Annotated in this window: 15 protein-coding genes and 2 other annotated features (1 of these 17 only partly in view); of the genes, 13 read left to right on the top strand and 2 right to left on the bottom strand. The window is 41.6% G+C overall.

Annotated elements, in window-relative coordinates:
• Positions 1-35: 35 nt before the first annotated feature.
• The 13 genes from L3V42_RS01325 to L3V42_RS01265 all read left to right on the top strand — a co-directional run bounded on the left by L3V42_RS01325 (position 36) and on the right by L3V42_RS01265 (position 12930).
• The gene (locus L3V42_RS01325) at positions 36-992 is read left to right on the top strand and encodes a DUF3895 domain-containing protein (protein WP_238471071.1); all 957 of its coding nucleotides are present in this window, start codon (positions 36-38) and stop codon (positions 990-992) included.
• A 361-nt stretch (positions 993-1353) separates the two neighbouring features.
• Positions 1354-1851 carry a Dps family protein gene (locus L3V42_RS01320; RefSeq protein WP_235763664.1) on the top strand — a complete coding sequence of 166 codons (498 nt, stop codon included), beginning with the start codon at positions 1354-1356 and terminating at the stop codon, positions 1849-1851.
• A gap of 361 nt (positions 1852-2212) precedes the next feature.
• Positions 2213-2515, top strand: coding sequence for a YhdT family protein (locus tag L3V42_RS01315; protein WP_235763665.1), 303 nt, complete (start codon positions 2213-2215; stop codon positions 2513-2515).
• A complete protein-coding gene (panF, locus tag L3V42_RS01310) occupies positions 2512-3981 on the top strand; it encodes a sodium/pantothenate symporter (protein WP_238471070.1) in 1470 nt (489 codons plus the stop codon). The genes L3V42_RS01315 and panF overlap by 4 nt, the downstream gene beginning before the upstream one ends.
• Before the next feature lie 108 nt (positions 3982-4089).
• Positions 4090-5583, top strand: a complete 1494-nt coding sequence (locus L3V42_RS01305) for an amidase (protein ID WP_238471069.1) — start codon at positions 4090-4092, stop codon at positions 5581-5583.
• Positions 5584-5607: 24 nt separating this feature from the next.
• Positions 5608-6681: a tartrate dehydrogenase gene (locus L3V42_RS01300; protein ID WP_235763668.1), complete on the top strand. Its 1074-nt coding sequence runs from the start codon at positions 5608-5610 to the stop codon at positions 6679-6681.
• Positions 6678-7427 carry an SDR family NAD(P)-dependent oxidoreductase gene (locus tag L3V42_RS01295; protein WP_235763669.1) on the top strand — a complete coding sequence of 250 codons (750 nt, stop codon included), beginning with the start codon at positions 6678-6680 and terminating at the stop codon, positions 7425-7427. Before L3V42_RS01300 ends, L3V42_RS01295 begins: the two co-directional genes overlap by 4 nt.
• A gap of 26 nt (positions 7428-7453) precedes the next feature.
• Entirely contained in the window at positions 7454-8896 is a 1443-nt protein-coding gene (locus L3V42_RS01290; RefSeq protein WP_235763670.1) for an aldehyde dehydrogenase family protein, read from the top strand.
• A 253-nt stretch (positions 8897-9149) separates the two neighbouring features.
• The gene (locus L3V42_RS01285; RefSeq protein WP_238471068.1) at positions 9150-9314 is read left to right on the top strand and encodes a hypothetical protein; all 165 of its coding nucleotides are present in this window, start codon (positions 9150-9152) and stop codon (positions 9312-9314) included.
• Positions 9301-9495, top strand: a complete 195-nt coding sequence (locus L3V42_RS01280) for a hypothetical protein (RefSeq protein WP_238471067.1) — start codon at positions 9301-9303, stop codon at positions 9493-9495. The genes L3V42_RS01285 and L3V42_RS01280 overlap by 14 nt, the downstream gene beginning before the upstream one ends.
• 146 nt (positions 9496-9641) lie before the next feature.
• Positions 9642-10415, top strand: coding sequence for a TatD family hydrolase (locus tag L3V42_RS01275; protein ID WP_238471066.1), 774 nt, complete (start codon positions 9642-9644; stop codon positions 10413-10415).
• Positions 10416-10613: 198 nt separating this feature from the next.
• The gene (locus L3V42_RS01270) at positions 10614-11960 is read left to right on the top strand and encodes a sodium/glutamate symporter (RefSeq protein ID WP_238471065.1); all 1347 of its coding nucleotides are present in this window, start codon (positions 10614-10616) and stop codon (positions 11958-11960) included.
• 178 nt (positions 11961-12138) lie between these two features.
• Entirely contained in the window at positions 12139-12930 is a 792-nt protein-coding gene (locus L3V42_RS01265; protein ID WP_238471064.1) for an SDR family oxidoreductase, read from the top strand.
• Positions 12931-13299: 369 nt separating this feature from the next.
• Here the strand turns inward: L3V42_RS01265 and ytvI are convergent, their stop codons facing one another.
• Positions 13300-14421, bottom strand: a complete 1122-nt coding sequence (gene ytvI, locus L3V42_RS01260) for a sporulation integral membrane protein YtvI (protein ID WP_238471063.1) — start codon at positions 14419-14421, stop codon at positions 13300-13302.
• Positions 14422-15036: 615 nt separating this feature from the next.
• The gene (locus tag L3V42_RS01255; protein ID WP_238471062.1) at positions 15037-16164 is read right to left on the bottom strand and encodes a CAP domain-containing protein; all 1128 of its coding nucleotides are present in this window, start codon (positions 16162-16164) and stop codon (positions 15037-15039) included.
• Positions 16165-16502: 338 nt separating this feature from the next.
• Positions 16503-16746, top strand: a binding site (T-box leader).
• 53 nt (positions 16747-16799) lie between these two features.
• Positions 16800-17056: a binding site (T-box leader), on the top strand; it runs 12 nt beyond the window's last position.

The raw sequence follows: 17056 nt of genomic DNA, 5'->3' as shown, positions 1-17056 counted from the left end.
GACGGGCAATTTTTAAATGGAGGGGGATGTGGAATATGATTCGTGCCCATCATTTATCGCAGCAGGAACGTGATGCAATTACAAAGAGTCTGGATAAAAGACAAAAAGACTTTATCGATGCGCATTTGAAACGGGGCAGAAAAACAATATTTGCAAATGTACTTGCAAAAGGAAAAGCGGGAAGTGTTGCAGAAGCAGAGGTCGAAAAAGTTGCGAGTGAATGGGAACTGGTGGATTATATGGATGCCGGCCCGGATTGGAATAAGAATCCACAGCTGTTCTGTGAGTGTGGCCGGGCCTTAAGGTATCAATATATCGTTCTCAACACGGAAACGAGTGAATTGAAGAAGTTTGGCATTACTCACTTTGAGGAACATGTAGGAATCTCGCCGCAGCTTGTGAAAGAAATTATAAAAGGTATTGAAACGATCGATTACGAACGCGATGAAATTTTAATAAAAATCGCTGATCATTGGTCACTTGTTGACGAACAAATTGAAGTAATTCCGAAAGAAGTGGAAGTTCCGAAAGATATTCAGCTTCACTTCGATTATGATGTGCCTTTACTCGATAGGCAAATCGGCCGGTTACGAACGATAATCGGGCAATTTATCCGAGAGCAGGAGAAGCTGCGTCTGGAAAAAGAACGTCAGGAGATTGCGATGCAGCAAAAACGGAAAAAACGTGAAGTGGCAAAACGTAGAACAGACATGCTGGAAAGTGATTATATTGAGGGAAGTTTGGAACTGGCTCCCTCTTTACAAGCTGGGATTCTAATCTATTTGGAAGATTTGACCAGAAAAGAATTCTTAGCGAGCGAAATCTGTCATTATCTCGTAGGTTATCATGGTGCTCCAGCTGACAGGTTTACAAGCGGAAATTTTAAAATATTTCCTCCTGTTTGTATATTTCTGGAACGGCTCGTGGCGCGCAAGATCCTTGTGTTCGCAGGGAGAAAAGGCGGAATAGACCGGGAGTACCAGATGGAGTGATGGCAGAAGCTGTATAAACAAATGATGAAAAAAGGGAATCCAATATTGCTGTTATAAGAGGGAATTCCTTGATAGGGATTATGTTACAATTGAGCTGGGAACCGTTATTTGAGGCTTGGTGTATACAAGTGGTGAGGAAGTGAATTATTTCAATTACGGAAACGAATGAAATAGTGAAACGAGCATTAGTGTCGAAAAGCCTGTGATCTGGGAAGCGGAAGAAGGATAAGGGGATTCTTGATCCCTCAGTAATCCCGTATTAAGGCAACGCGCTTCCTTAAATAAATTTTCATGTTTCTAAAGAGGCTAAAGAGGGAATAGTTAATATGGACATGGAGCATGAATAAAAAGGAGAGATAGTATGGCAATTGAACGTGCACATTCACACAGACATCAAGAAGAAACAGCAGTGATTACCGTAAACCATCTTGTAGCAAATCTTGGAGTATTGTATGTAAAACTTCATCAATACCATTGGCATGTGAAAGGACCACATTTCTTCACGTTGCATGCGAAATTTGAAGAGTTGTACAATGAGGCGACTGGCTATTTTGACTCATTTGCAGAGCGGCTGCTTCAACTCGGTGAACGACCATATTCCACGCTCCAGGAATTTAGCGAACATGCATTTATTGAGGAGAAGGTTTATACGAAAGAAATTCATGCGGATAAGATGGTGGAAGATCTTGTAAATGATTACCGTGCGATTCGTGATTATACGGTAAAAGGGATTGAACTTGCAGGAAATGAGGGAGATACGGTTACAGAGGATATGCTAATTGAATATAAGAGCAACCTTGACTTCCAGCTATGGAATCTGCAAGCTTATCTTGGTAAAGATGCAACAGAAGGCGAGTAAAATATTTCGTTAGAAGCAGGAACTAAGTAATTGAATTCAAATGACAATAAAAAAGCAATCATTTCCCTTATATATGGGGAGTTGATTTAAAATTAGAAGTGGGACAGTAATTCAAACGTCCTGCTTCTTTTTTATTCAGAAAATTTCTGTCATGTCAAGCATTAAGTCTGAACAATTAGTATACTGGAAATAGTTATTATTATAAGTATAATAGAAATATAGTTGTCGCTTTTGGCAGTAAGAAAGTATAAATCCTTTCTTACTGCATAAGTGCAACTAAGGCATTCGCCGTAAAGGCTTGGCGAATGCCAAGTTTTCTAAACAAAAATTGTTCACAATTAATTCGGAGAGGAGTGTTGGGATGGAACAGAAAGAGAGAAAACAGGAATGGCGCTTTGCCATCGCGAATAGGGAGGCGCTCATAGGGTGTGGGCTTGCCTTGTTCAACTTTGTCTGGTGGTTCGGTTTTGCTTACGGACTTGGCTCGAAGCCGCCGGAGGAGTATACATATGTCATGGGGTTTCCTGCATGGATTTTTTATAGTTTGATTTTAGGAACACTAGTGATGTTTGTCCTTGTTGCTCTAGTAGTTAAATTTTTCTTGAAAGATATTTCGTTAGTGGATGAAGAAGAAACAGAGAAAGATGAGGTGACGAAAGGATGAATTGGACGGTTGTTACCCCTTTATTAATTTTTCTTATTACGATTTTTATTATTGGTATGTGGTCAAGCAGAAAGATGTCAGAAGCTGACGGATTTTTAAATGATTACTTTCTTGGAAGCAGGGAATTCGGTGGGTTGCTTCTTGCCATGACAATGGTTGCTACATATGGAAGTGCCTCCAGTTTCCTTGGTGGTCCAGGTGCTGCCTATACGATTGGGTTTGGCTGGGTCCTGCTTGCCATGTCTCAGCTTGCGACCGGATATTTCGTATTGCTTATCCTTGGGAAAAAATTTGCGATTGTTGCAAGGCGCTATAATGCGGTTACGTTGATTGACTTTTTAAAAGAAAGATATCAGAGTAAAGCGGTTGTTCTGCTTGCAGCTTTTAGTATTATCGTATTCTTATTCTCCGCGATGGCAGCCCAATGGGTTGGGGGAGCCTATCTTATTCAATCCTTGACCGGGATTAGTTATATTGGTTCCTTATTCATTTTCACCGTTTCAGTTTTGGTGTATGTTACAATCGGTGGTTTCCGGGCAGTTGTTGTCACCGATGCGGTGCAGGGAATCATTATGGTCGTTGGTACATTATTCCTTCTAGCCGCTGTGATTATTGCTGGAGGCGGGTTATCGAATATATTTGCTGACTTAACAGCGATCAACCCAAACTTGATTACTCCGTTCGGTCATGACGGTTCGTTGACGGCCGCTTATGTGTCGTCTTATTGGATTCTTGTTGGAGTCGGAGTTGTTGCTCTTCCGCAAATTGCAGTTCGTGCGATGTCTTATCGTGATTCGAAGGCGATGCACCGTGCTATTATCATTGGAACAGTTGTTGTAGGGACACTTATGCTTGGGATGCATCTGATTGGAGTATTTGCCAGGCCAGTCCTACCTGGCGTTGAAGTGGCCGATCAAGTGATTCCGCTCATTGCGTTAGAAGTGCTGCCACCATGGCTCGCTGGTATCATTTTATCTGCACCACTTGCAGCAATCATGTCAACGGTAGACTCGCTTCTATTACTCGTTAGTTCATCCGTTGTAAAAGACGTGTATATCAACTATATGAAACCAAAAGCAACGGACCGACAAATCAAAAATGTAAGTATGGGTGTTACAGCCGTCATTGGGATTGTTGCATTTGTCCTTGCAATCAGTCCGCCGGAATTACTCATTTATCTAAATCTCTTTGCATTTGGCGGTTTGGAATCGGCCTTCATGTGGCCGCTCATTATGGGGCTTTATTGGAAATATGCGAACAAGACTGGAGCAATCGCATCGATGATTACAGGAATTGGTTCGTATATTGCGATTCATTATTATAACCAGGCATATGGGGATTTATTTGGTGTCCATACGGTTACCGTACCGGTTTTCCTATCCTTGATTGTGTTTGTTGTCTTCAGTTTGATCTTTAAAGAAAAAGCGTACGAGTTTCCAACGCAAAATATGAACAAAGGAGCATAGGTAGGCCATGCTCAGGTTTAAATCAGGCATGCCTCTTATGAATAGATTGGATCCCCGAAAGAGATGGGATTTGCAACTTAGAGATAATGAAGAGGGGAGTGAAGGCTTGTGAAAGAATTGATGAGCTGGGAAGAATGGGCAGCGCTTGATGCGACTGGATTGGCCGAGTTGATACGGAAAAAAGAAGCTGCCCCCGAGGAAGTTGCACATCAAGCGAAAAAAGGGATTGAGGCATTGAATTCTGAAATCAGTGCTGTTATTGAAGTGTTTGAAGACGTCATGGAAGACCCGCTGCAAGACGGAATGAATCCGGATGGTGTGTTTGCGGGTGTGCCATTTTTAATGAAAGACTTGGGACCGACAATAAAAGGCAGGCTTCAGGAGATGGGCTCTTTACTCATGCAGGGCAATCGTCCAGAGATAGATAGTTTTCTTACGATGAAGTTTCGCGGAGCAGGTTTGAATATTATGGGAAGGACAACGACTCCGGAATTTGGTTTATGCAGTTCTGCGGAAAATCCGGATCTCTATGTGACAAGGAACCCGTGGAATCTTAGGTATACGACTTGTGGTTCCTCCGCTGGTTCGGCTGCATCTGTCGCTGCTGGAATTGTTCCGATTGCTCATGCAACAGATGGTGGCGGCTCGATTCGGATTCCAGCAGGAGTGAATGGAAATATTGGACTTAAGCCATCCCGCGGAATTTTTTCTTTAGCTCCGAATAATTCGGATTTAATGAGTGTTGTGTCGAGTCAGGGAGGACAGACTCGTACGATTCGTGATATGGCAGCTTTTGTCGAACATACACGAGGTGGAGCTCCAGGTGAATTCATGCCGTTTTGGTATCCGGACGAGCCTTATACCAAATTAATCAAAAAAGATCCAGGTAAATTACGGATAGCGGTTTCCCACGAATGGGGCGACTATCAAGCGACACCGGAGATTGTTGCTGAACTCGAAAAGACAGCAAAATTCTTAGAAAACTTAGGACATGACGTTGAATGGACAGTGCCAGACATTGATTTTCATCTTGCATACGAGGCACAAACGAAAGCGTACATTATGAATTTTTCCCAAACAATTACTGAAATTTTAGAAGGGCAAAACTTAGAAACGCCTCCTGCTCATTTAGTGGAACCGGTGTGCATCCGGGTGTGGGAAGAGGGCAGGCATGCAACATATAGCGAACGGGCAAAAATGCAAGCGCATTTTAATGAGCTATCGCGAACAACAGCTGCATACTTTGAGGAGTGGGACATCATTCTTACGCCAACGATGGCGCTTCCGACACCACTCGTTGGAACGACAGAATATTTAACGATGAGTGATAATCCATCCGTTTATGACTGGTTCCACAATCTCTGGAGTATTTTTTCCTATACGTCGATTGCAAATATTTGTGGAATTCCGGGAATTTCTCTGCCGATGGCTAAACTCCCGAATGGTTTGCCATTTGGAATGCATGCACTTGCCAAGCAAGGGCAGGATGGACTATTGCTCCAGCTCGGTGCCCAGATTGAACGAGCGCTCGATGGGAAGTGGAACCAAGGCAGGAAGCCGGATATTCACGTAACAAAAATACATGAACAGCAGTTAAAATAGATTTGGTAAAAGAGGATGATGGAGATGAAAGAATACAAGATTGCGGTGCTACCTGGAGACGGAATCGGTCCTGAGGTGACAGGAGAAGCAGTAAAAGTATTAGAACAGCTAGCGGAAATGGATTCTAGTTTCCGTTTTGAAACGAAGAGATTCAATTGGAATAGCGAGTATTATTTAGAGCACGGGAAAATGATGCCTGAGGATGGACTCGAACAGCTGAAAGAATTCGATGCCATTTTATTCGGTGCTATCGGAGATCCTCGCGTACCGGATCCCGTATCGATTTGGGAATTGATTCTTCCAATTCGGAAAAACTTCCAGCAGTTTATTAACTTCCGGCCGATTAAATTGCTGCGTGGTTTGGAAAGTACATTGAAAAAAGAAGTGCCGATCGATTTCGTTATTGTCCGGGAGAACAGTGAAGGGGAATATACGGACTCTGGCGGTGCAATGTTTCATGGGGAAACTCGGGAAATGGCTCTGCAAAATATGGTGATGACGCGGCAGGGCGTCGAGCAGATTGCTAGATTTGCGTATGATTATGCTCGTGCAAATGGCAGGAAAAAGGTGACGAATGCAACGAAATCGAATGTTATGCTCCATACAATGACGTTTTGGGACCGGATTGTTGAGGAGGTGGCGGCAGAAAATAAAGATATCGCTTATGAAAGATATTATATCGACGCGCTTGCTGCTTATTTTGTCCAGCGTCCGGAAACTTTTGATGTCGTATTAGCTTCGAACCTTTTTGGGGATATTTTATCTGATCTTGGCTCAGCAATTGTCGGTGGCCTCGGACTTGCGCCATCTGGAAATATTAATCCGTCGGGTGAATTTCCTTCGATGTTTGAAGCGGTCCATGGTTCAGCGCCGGATATTGCAGGGAAAGGCATCGCAAATCCAATCGCACAAATCTGGTCAGCCGCATTAATGCTTGAGCATTTGGGAAGAAAGGATCTCCATGATGCAGTTCTGCGAGCAATCGAAGAAGTTTTAGTAGAGAAAAAAGTATTGACTCCAGATATTGGCGGAAATGCCTCAACGCAAGCTGTCGGTAATGCAATCATAGATAAACTGGAAGCAGGAGGGCTTGAATGACATTTAAAACTAAAACAATCATCGTAACAGGTGCCGGTGGTGGTATGGGAAAAGCGACGGTAGAATCCTTGCTCGAAGAAGGGGCGAATGTCATCGGATGTGATTTGAATGTTGCAGCCTTATCTGAACTGGAAGACAACCCTCGCTTTCAAGCGGTTGCAGGAGACTTGTTAGACGAAGCTGCTGTACAGCATATTTTTGAAGAGGCAAAGCGTAAGTTCGGTTCTGTTGATGGACTTGCGAATGTTCATGGGATTGCGCAGAGTGCGACACCGATAGAGGAGTGCAGCTTATCTGAATACCGAAAAATTATCGATGTGAATATGACAAGTATCTTTTTAACTTGCCGGGAAGCTGCCAAATATATGAAGGGGCAAGGAAGTGGAAAAATCGTTAATATCGGTTCTGTTTCCGTGACGCGGCCACGGCCTGGTCTGCAGGCTTATGTCGCTTCAAAGGGAGCTGTAGAGTCCTTTACGAAAGCATTAGCACTTGAGCTTGCGCCGCACCATGTGACTGCGAATGTACTCCATCCAGGACCAGCTGATACATCGATGCTTGGTGAATTCACTGCTGAAGGCGGCAGTGTCGATGATACGAAAAAGGAAGTATTTGAAAGTAGTGTACCGCTTGGAAGATTGCTGCAGCCAGCAGATATTGCTAAATCGGTGAAGTATTTACTGTCTGATTCAGCTGAAATGATTACCGGGGCTGTTTTACATGTTGACGGAGGAAGAAATATTTAACTTACAACAAAAAGGGGAGAGTTCGCTTGAAAACATATGAGATGTATATCAATGGAGAATGGGTGAAAAGTGCAGATAGTGCAATAATTGATGTGCTGAATCCTGCAAGCAGTGAGAAAATCGGGGAGATACCGCGAGGCACAAAGGAAGACGTGGACCGGGCTGTTCAAGCTGCCACAGCTGCTTTTCGCTCGGAGGAATGGCGAACATATTCCGCCTTTGACCGGGGAGATATTTTATTTGCTATTGCCGAGAAGCTACAGGCGAATAGGGATGAATTAGCTGAGCTTGAAACGACAGATGTTGGAAAGCCGCTTTCCCAAGGGTATGCCGATGTGGATGCAGCAATTCGCTATTTCCGTTTTTATGGCGGAGCGGCTGACAAAGTAATGGGAGATACAATTCCGATTCAAGACGGGTTGCTTGATTATGTCGTACGCGAACCGGTCGGGGTAACTGCTCATATCATTCCGTGGAATTACCCGCTGCAGATTATTTCCCGAAGTGTTGCTGCGGCAATCGCGACTGGGAATACAGTTGTTGTGAAAAGTGCGGAGGATACACCACTCACGGCGCTCCGTCTCAGCGAATTTTTTGCTGAGTTGGATTTGCCTAGAGGTGTGTTCAACCATGTGACAGGTTACGGTTATGAAGCGGGGGCAGCTTTAGCAGGTCACCCACTTATAAACCAGGTAACATTCACTGGCTCGGTTGCAACTGGAATTTCCGTTGGTCAGGCCGCAATGGCGAATGTCGTCCCCGCCACATTAGAGCTTGGTGGGAAGTCACCGAATATCGTGTTTGCCGATTGTGATGTTGAAGCGACGGTTGCCGGTGTTGTCCGCTCGATAGTTCAAAATGCGGGCCAGACCTGTTCTGCAGGAGCACGATTGCTCGTTGAGGAATCGTTTAAAGAAGAATTTTTGGAAAAAGTATTGGAACAGTTCGGGAAATTGTCAATTGGTGCTGGTATCGAGGATAAAGATATTGGTCCGATTTTAAATGAAAGACAATTTGACCGCGTAATGGGTATGATCAATATTGCACGGGAAGAGGGAGAGATTCTCTTTGGCGGCAATCCAGTGACGGTTGAGGGCTACGAGGGCGGATTTTATATCGAGCCAACGATTGTCGATGGAGTGAGCACAAATAGCAGAATTGCCCAAGAGGAAGTATTTGGTCCAGTGCTTACCGTATTTACGTTTAAAGACACAGAAGAGGCGTTGGAATTAGCCAACAGTACGGAATATGGGTTAGTTGCCGGTGTTTGGACGAAGGATATTAACCGGGCCCATTATTTAGCAAGCAGAATCGATTCCGGTCAGGTATTCATCAACAACTACGGTGCTGGCGGTGGTGTTCAGATGCCATTTGGCGGCTATAAAAAGAGCGGCTTCGGCAGAGAAAAAGGCTGGGCTGCGCTGGATAACTATACGACCCTAAAAAACGTGGCCGTGAAGTATAGATAGTTTCAAGTCATGAGAAGAGAGGTTGGAGAGTTTGTTTCTCCCGCTTCTCTTATTTTTCTTCTAATTAACCCTTTCTTCTTTCCATACGCTTCGAAATCTTCATTTCACCTAAGCTATTTAAAGTTTTCCAGAGCTTTTCTACCCATCATTCTTAAACTTCACTAACTTGCTTATGTTCTGCAACGAAAACATAATAAGTATATACCGTTCATTGCCACTCTCAAATATATTAATGTATACTAGGGGTATTTCAATGGATAAAAGAACACTGGTAGATAGTGATCTTCAAAAAGGTCATATGCTAATTCTTGTGCTAGATCAATCTAACTTTCCAGTCCATTTAGCATTATGGCTCTTTGATGAAGAGAGGGATAGTTGGCGCCTTTTATTCGCGTCAGAGGAAGTTGGAGGAGCATGAGCCGCTGAAAGCTTATGAAGCGATTTATGACGTGTTAAATAAGATTAAAAAAGACAACACGCGATTTGATATCACGCTCGATAATTTATCAGTAGTTGGCCCGTCGGATAACTTAATAAAAGATATCGGTACAGCAGTTCAAACAGGTCGGAAAAGTATAGAAGGAATACGATTTACCTGACATGCGATCAATAATCAATATAAAAAGATGCATATATTTATAGAGCGCAATGAAATTCTAATGCAGGGAGTACACAAAAAGAAGTGGAAAGATTTAATTTTTCCACTTCATTTTGCAACTCTCTTTCAGAAAGGAGTGTTCGAAACATGTATACCAAACTGATTGACTCCCATATCCATTTTGACCTCTATACCCCTGAAGAACAAAAGCAAATAATCAAGTCAATGGACAAGTTTCAGATTGATTGTCTTATCACCGTTTCGGAAAATCTTGAATCAGCAAAATCTAATCTCGCTTTGTCTAATACATATAATTTTATTCATCCAGCATTCGGTTTTCATCCAGAACAAACGCTTCCTTCAGAAAAGGAAATCGCACAGCTAACGGAATTTATATTAGCAAATGAACATGAAATGATCGCAATTGGTGAGGTTGGACTGCCATATTACTTAAGACAGGAGACAAATCTTGAACAAGAAAAATATATCGACCTGCTCGAGCATTTTATCATGCTTGCAAAGCGAACGCGGAAACCAATCATACTCCATGCTGTTTATGAAGATGCGCCTATTGTATGTTCCTTACTTGAGAAACACTCTATTGTTAAAGCACATTTTCATTGGTTTAAAGGAGAGGATAAAATGATAGAAAGAATGCTTTCGAATGGCTACTTTATTTCCGTAACGCCAGACATCGTTTATAAGCCTAAAATTCAGCATATCGTTATGCAATATCCGCTTGAACAATTGATGGTGGAAACAGACGGACCTTGGCCTTTCTCCGGACCATTCGAAAATAAACAAACCCACCCAAAAATGATGCATGAATCAGTTAAGATGATTGCAAGCTTAAAACAAATCGATAAAACAGCGGTTTACCAACAACTTTATAAAAACACAAGAGATTTTTATGTTCTATAACTTTGACAAAATATTGCCAAAATCGTGTTGTGACAGACAGGATTGGATAAACTATGCTATAATAGTCGAGTCGTGTTTTCCTCATTTTGTTAACTTATGCTAGATTGCCTTCGTTTAAACTTTTTTAAAATACACATGGTTTACATGTGCCTCTTTTTAACCCATATTATCTTACATCACGAGAAGGGAGTTACATATATGGAGTTTACTTTATGGGATGTCCTGACGGATTTAGGACTATTATCGTTGTTACTGTTAGTAGGAATGGTTTTACGTGCAAGGTTAATATTCCTGCAACGTTCGTTTATGCCGGCAAGTATTATTGCCGGAATTTTGGGCTTGATATTGGGGTCGAATGGTTTTCAGATCATCCCGTTTTCTGATTTTATTGGAACATACCCGAGTGTACTGATTGCTATCGTATTCGCTTCCATCCCATTATCATCAGAGAAATTTAACTGGCGGAAAGTCATGGATAAAGTTGGCGGTTTTTGGTCGTACTCGCAGATTATTATGTTATTGATGTGGGGAATTGGTTTAATGTTCGCCTTAATTTTCCTCGTCCCTACCTTTAATGTGCATGATGGATTTGGTTTACTGTTAGCTGCTGGTTTTGTTGGCGGACATGGTACTGCTGCTGCTCTTGGTGATGCTTTCGCCCAGCAAGGCTGGGAAGAGGCTACTTCACTTGCAATGACATCTGCAACGATTGGTGCAATTGTTGCTATCGGAGTAGGCCTGCTCTTAATCCGTTCTGCGGCAAATAAGGGGGAAGCGAATTATATAAGACGCTTCGAGGAACTGCCTACAGAATATCGGACTGGTCTATTGCCAAAAGAGAAAAGAACTTCCATGGGGAATGATACGGTTTCCAGTATTTCCATCGATCCCCTTGTCTTTCACCTGGCGCTCGTGTTGCTTGTAGCAACCGGGGGTTATTTTTTAAGTCAATTCGGTGAGCGACTCTTTCCGCAACTTACGATTCCAGCGTTTTCTCTAGCGTTCTTAGTCGGTCTATTTTTAAATATTATGATTCAAAAAGCTGGAGTGGATCATTATATTGACAAAAACGTTGTAGGAAAAGTAAGCGGCAGTGCGACAGATATCTTGGTAGCTTTTGGAATCGCATCGATAAACTTAACAGTTGTAGCAGAGAACATTGTACCATTTTCAATCCTGATTATATTCGGTATCCTTTTTTCTTACTTTTTCTATAAAGTGGTTTCTAAAAATTATTTCCAGGAAAATTGGTTTGAAAAAGGTATCTTTACGTGGGGCTGGATTACTGGTGCAGTAGCGATGGCAATTGCTTTACTGCGGATTGTCGATCCGAAGATGGAGAGTAAGACGCTCGATGAATATGGTTTAGCATATATACCAATCGCACCGGTTGAAATTATGCTCATTACCTTTTCGCCGATGTTTATTCTGCATGGACGCCCGTGGTTGTTCGTCACGATAACGGTTGGAATATCTATTCTTATTGTATTTTTCTCTATTCGAAGAGGCTGGGTTACAACGGGACAAAAAGAAAATAGTAATTGAATGAATTTCATTAAATTGATTAAACAAAACCACCATGGATTAGGCGCCTAATCAATGGTGGTTTTGTTTAATAGCTGATCGATTTCCTCTGACAAAACTTGAGTTATGCTATTATTGAAGTCAGTTTTTGAAAAATGCGAGTTAACTGTTAATCAAATACATTAAAGGAGGAGAAAGAATGGATCTGAAATTAAAAGGGAAGTCCGTCATTGTTGCAGCAAGCAGTAAAGGATTGGGTAAAGCGATTGCATTAAAATTTGCAGAAGAAGGGGCGCATGTCCTGCTTTCAAGTCGGAATGAAGAAGAACTGAAACAGACCGTAGCCGAGATCAAGCAGAAATCAGGTAATGAAAATGTTCGTTATGAAACATGTGATATCACCGATGCATCTCAAATTAAACGATTAGTCGAAACAGCTATTGAGTGGAATGGAAAAGTGGATGTACTGATTAATAATGCTGGCGGCCCGCCTGCAGGTACATTTGATAAATTCTCAGATCATGACTGGCAGGCGGCTTTTGAATTGAATTTGTTAAGCTTCATTCGTCTTACGCGTGAGGTATTACCTTCCATGAAGGAATCGGGAGCGGGAAGGATTGTCAATATTGCTTCCTCGTCCATTAAACAGACATTGGATAATTTGATTTTATCGAATACGTTCCGTGCAGGGATTGTTGGGTTATCGAAGAGTCTATCTCAAGAAGTTGCGGAAGATAATATTCTTATCAATACGGTTGGACCTGGACGAATTGCAACTGATCGCGTGCAAGAATTGGATGAGATTCAAGCAGATAAGCAAAATACGAGTTATGAACAAATCCGGAACAAAGCGGAAAGCTCCATTCCTATTGGGAGATACGGAGAGCCAGAAGAATTTGCAAATATGGTTGTTTTCCTGGCGTCTGGGACGAACACTTATGTGACAGGCCAGAGTCTAGTTGTGGATGGAGGACTTGTTAAGGCGTTGTGAGGGCTGACACTCATCATGCAATTGTTGAGGCATGATGAAATAATATTGCCTGCTGTACTAGATAATTATAATTAGTTTAGGTTCTGATCAAGAAGACTCGTGACTTCAGTCATGGGTTGGTGCCGACTAGTCCACAGAGTTTGTGAAGGAGTACGCAAGTTATCCGCTTTTGTTGATATTTCCCGGGAAATATCGACAAAAGCGGGTTTTTTCTCACGCATTAACGGTCTGTAATACCCCCACCCTTAAACAGGAGGGAAACCCAAAATGTGAAGGTGCGCGATAAACAAGTCCGTAAATGCCTGATTCTGTTCAACTAACATTCAGTGGGGAAGTAAAGAATCCCCCACTGAATGAAGTTTCATTTTATCATAGAGTTGGAGCTTCTCCTTTAATAAATTCCCATAACCCATCAAATACTTTTGCGTCATACAAGGAAATCACGAGTACAAGACTAATTGGTCCGATAATAAGTCCGATTAAGCCAAACAATTGTAACCCCGCAAATAGAGATACGAGTATCGCAAGCGGATTTAATTTCATACTGGATGATAATACTTTCGGTTCTGCAATTTGCCGGACGGTTACAGTGGAACCATATAGAATTAGTAGGCCGATTCCCATAAATATATCTCCGGTGAAGAAGCTATAAATACTCCAAGGAATCAAAATGAATCCCGGACCGAAGTATGGTAATAAATCGATAAATCCAAGAATCACAGCAATCGTAAGTGATTGCTCTACTTGTAATATTAATAAACCAATGAAACTGACGAGAGCGGTGAGAATCATAAGAATGATTTGCGATTTTAAAAAACCAAATATTTTTCGTCTTAGGTCATGCAGTACATTCCAAGTCTTTTTCCGAAAAATAAGTGGCAGCTTTTCTTTGTAAAGCCTCGCATATTTATGGGAATCTTTGCTGATGAAATAGATCGCCAAAATAGAAAAGATAATAACCGTAAAAGTAATCGGAAGTGCACCGATAAAGGTGGAGAGTCCATTTGCAACCGCTTGGCCTATTCTGCCAAGCAGGGCAGCGACATTACTTCCAATAATCTGAATACCTTCTTGAAGGGCTTGCTTCTGAGAAGAATCGAGTGTGTCCACAAAGCCAATCCCCTGGTCCCATAATGGCAAAATGACTTCATTGAAATATAGTTGGGTATTTATGGAAATCAATTCAATTTGATCCGGGATATAATCCGACAAATATAAGAATCCATCAATTGTTTTTTTGACAAGGACAGTCACGATGCTCCCAATAATTCCAATAAGAAAAAGAATACCGGCTAATACGGCAAGTGGTCTTGGAAAACGTAAATATCTTTCGATGCTATTGACAATCGGGTTAATGAGAAAGGCGAGTAAAGCAGCGATGAGAAAAGGGTAGGTGAGCCTAAGAAAATGATAAAGTAAAAACAACCCAATTACGGTAACGAAAGCTAGAAATAGGATGCGGAAAATGATTTGAATCGCTGGATGTTTCATAAGCAAGTACTCCTTTCAATCGCTTATCACTATAACGTTCCATTTTTTGATAAATGAATGAATTTCATAATTACCAAAGTCGGCTATTCCATCACCATATGTAGTTGGGAACGAACCAACTCAACTACATATGGTGATGGTGAAGCATTAAATATGTATTATGAAATTCATTAAAATTAGTGAAAACTCTTTTATTTTAAATTTTATCCTATCATACTATCTTGAATATAACTAGAATGATTAACATCAGGAGAAAAGGGCATTAGCAAGTGAATAATGAACGCCCCGTTTAGTTGCATATAAGTGAATATATAAAATTTATGTTGATAACTAAAGTTACGAACACTAGCCACGTCCGCTCTGCGCCCAGCAACTATCAAACTTCACACTCCTCCAATCGATAAAGAAGACTCGGCCGTTCGGTCTTTGTGAGGCTTAGTCGCCCTTATACCCAAGTAGTGAAAGTCAACATCAACTTACTATCGTCGCCTGAGTTTCCTTTATTTCAAAGAGAAGAGTAGAAGTTCGATTAAGTTCGCTCACGTATGGGACAACATCGAACTACCTCCATCCTGGGAGGAACGGTTTGTACGTTGCTAACCGAGCGCTTACGCCTTAGTTCTTAGCTATATAATTTTCCGTATAAAAAGGATGTGAATCCTCGTTAAAAGCGACGCCGACTGCAAGTGTTTGGTAGCTGTTCTGTAATTTATTTTCACGGTGGCCGAGTGAATTCATTAATCCTTCATGGGCGAAGATACTACTTTGTTGACCGGCAGCGAGATTTTCTCCAGCTCTTCTGTAGGCAATCGCATCCTCTGTCAACCGGTCAAACGGGGACATGCCTTCCAAGTTTGTATGGCTGAAATAATTATTTGCGGCCATATCCTGGCTATGAGCGCGAACCGTTTCGAGAGCCGAATCCTCCCAAGCGAGAAGGGAAAGTCCATGCTTTACCCGGGAAGCATTGGTAAGATCGAATAACTGATATTCGAATCCCTCTCTTAATTCATCGCTCGGCATTCCAAAGTAATTTTTCTTCTGTTTTTCCAATTGTTTATCTATCATCAGGATGGCAGTCACTTTATTTTCCTGATGCACATCATAAAATATTGTCGTATAACTTTCATCAATATCGAAAGTATGGAACTCACCATTGTTCTGAATCTCGTAATTTACCAACCCTTTTCTGATCGTTTCAAGGGGTTTAGGTAAAACGGAAAGTACTTCATCTCTCGTGCTTTCGAATGTAATTCCATTGCTTGATGTAAGTAAGTCCTGATTGGTATACAAACCACTGACCAGGTCATGATCATCATAAGCTACCATCATGAAATGCTGGTAATTGTTATGATAGGTAACCCAATCCACACCGTATTCATTTCGTGTTGCTCTTTCAGGTTCACCAATCTGGGCTTCCACATCAGCGCGTGTATCCCCAAGTTCAATATTATGAATGGAAAATAAATGATCGGAAGGAGCTGATAAATCAGGTTGTTTCAAAGGGGAGGATGTATCTTGATCTCGCAAGGATTCTGAAACTTTACCAGAAAGGAATCGGATCTCCTGATCAATCCAGCTGACCGTATTACTGACAACAGGATGTTCGCTGATTCGATAAATATCAGATTGAATATCTTGGAAAACACCGCTTACTCCTGACTCTTTAAAACTATCTCCATAAAAATGCCAAAACAATCCTACAACTACGAGTAAAACAATCAATCTTCGTAAAAAAGCCAAACTCTCACTCCAATCTATTAGGACTAAGCCGAGAGCACCCTATACCAGTATCATAGCATCTATTCTATCCAAATTGTCGAATCACATACTTACAAAGCATCTTCTATATTTTATCACGCATTAACGGTCTGTAATACCCCTGCTGAATGAACTTACACTTTATCATAAAAAGATATAAAGCTAGTGTGTTGCAAACTTACAAAATAATCAAGATGGAACGATCACATTGCTTTGTGTTTGTTGAAGCGAATGGAAAAGCTTCAAAAAAAATAAAATAATTTCAAAAAACCCTTGACTTCTTCTCGGAATTATCTTAATCTTATCTTTAATAATTTAATTAATCGGCGTTGATGAAGAGTAGTAATTTATGCAGACACTGAAGAGAGCTGGTGGTTGGTGTGAACCAGTGTGCATCTGATAAATGAATGGACTTCTGAGTCCCAAACCGAACCAGATACTGAAGTAGGCTTTGGCGAATACGTCTCATCGTTATCTGAGACAAATGTTAGGCATATATTGCCCGACATATTGAGTGAGCTTTTACAGCTAATAAAGGTGGTACCACGGTCCCTCGTCCTTTTTCGGATGAGGGGCTTTTTTGTTTTCGTATAAAGGATAGTCAAAAACTAAAAAATAAAAAATCGCAAAGTAAGAGTAGTAAACAGTCGCTTCAAGCGTTCCAGAGAGCTGGTGATGGTGAGATTCCAGCGCGCCCGGACTGTTGAATGGACTTACGAGAGGTTTTCTGAAAAAGCAATTGTTGCTTGAGTAGGAAAGCACGGGTTTCCGCCGTTACACGGATAGGGTATCGAAGGGGTGAAATATAAGCCTTCCGTATCCAAAAGAGATGAAAAGAATGTTCTTTTCCAAGTGAGGTGGCACCGCGGTCCCA

The sequence above is a fragment of the Oceanobacillus alkalisoli genome (assembly GCF_022213125.1).
GTDB lineage: Bacteria > Bacillota > Bacilli > Bacillales > Amphibacillaceae > Oceanobacillus > Oceanobacillus alkalisoli.
This window is presented reverse-complemented; position numbering and strand designations above follow the sequence as displayed.

Coding starts and splice junctions, on each gene's coding strand:
- L3V42_RS01285 (WP_238471068.1), top strand. CDS start 9,150: ATGGATAAAAGAACACTGGTAGATAGTGATCTTCAAAAAGGTCATATG.
- L3V42_RS01275 (WP_238471066.1), top strand. CDS start 9,642: ATGTATACCAAACTGATTGACTCCCATATCCATTTTGACCTCTATACC.
- L3V42_RS01265 (WP_238471064.1), top strand. CDS start 12,139: ATGGATCTGAAATTAAAAGGGAAGTCCGTCATTGTTGCAGCAAGCAGT.
- L3V42_RS01270 (WP_238471065.1), top strand. CDS start 10,614: ATGGAGTTTACTTTATGGGATGTCCTGACGGATTTAGGACTATTATCG.
- L3V42_RS01320 (WP_235763664.1), top strand. CDS start 1,354: ATGGCAATTGAACGTGCACATTCACACAGACATCAAGAAGAAACAGCA.
- panF (WP_238471070.1), top strand. CDS start 2,512: ATGAATTGGACGGTTGTTACCCCTTTATTAATTTTTCTTATTACGATT.
- L3V42_RS01300 (WP_235763668.1), top strand. CDS start 5,608: ATGAAAGAATACAAGATTGCGGTGCTACCTGGAGACGGAATCGGTCCT.
- L3V42_RS01315 (WP_235763665.1), top strand. CDS start 2,213: ATGGAACAGAAAGAGAGAAAACAGGAATGGCGCTTTGCCATCGCGAAT.
- L3V42_RS01295 (WP_235763669.1), top strand. CDS start 6,678: ATGACATTTAAAACTAAAACAATCATCGTAACAGGTGCCGGTGGTGGT.
- L3V42_RS01325 (WP_238471071.1), top strand. CDS start 36: ATGATTCGTGCCCATCATTTATCGCAGCAGGAACGTGATGCAATTACA.
- ytvI (WP_238471063.1), bottom strand. CDS start 14,421: ATGAAACATCCAGCGATTCAAATCATTTTCCGCATCCTATTTCTAGCT.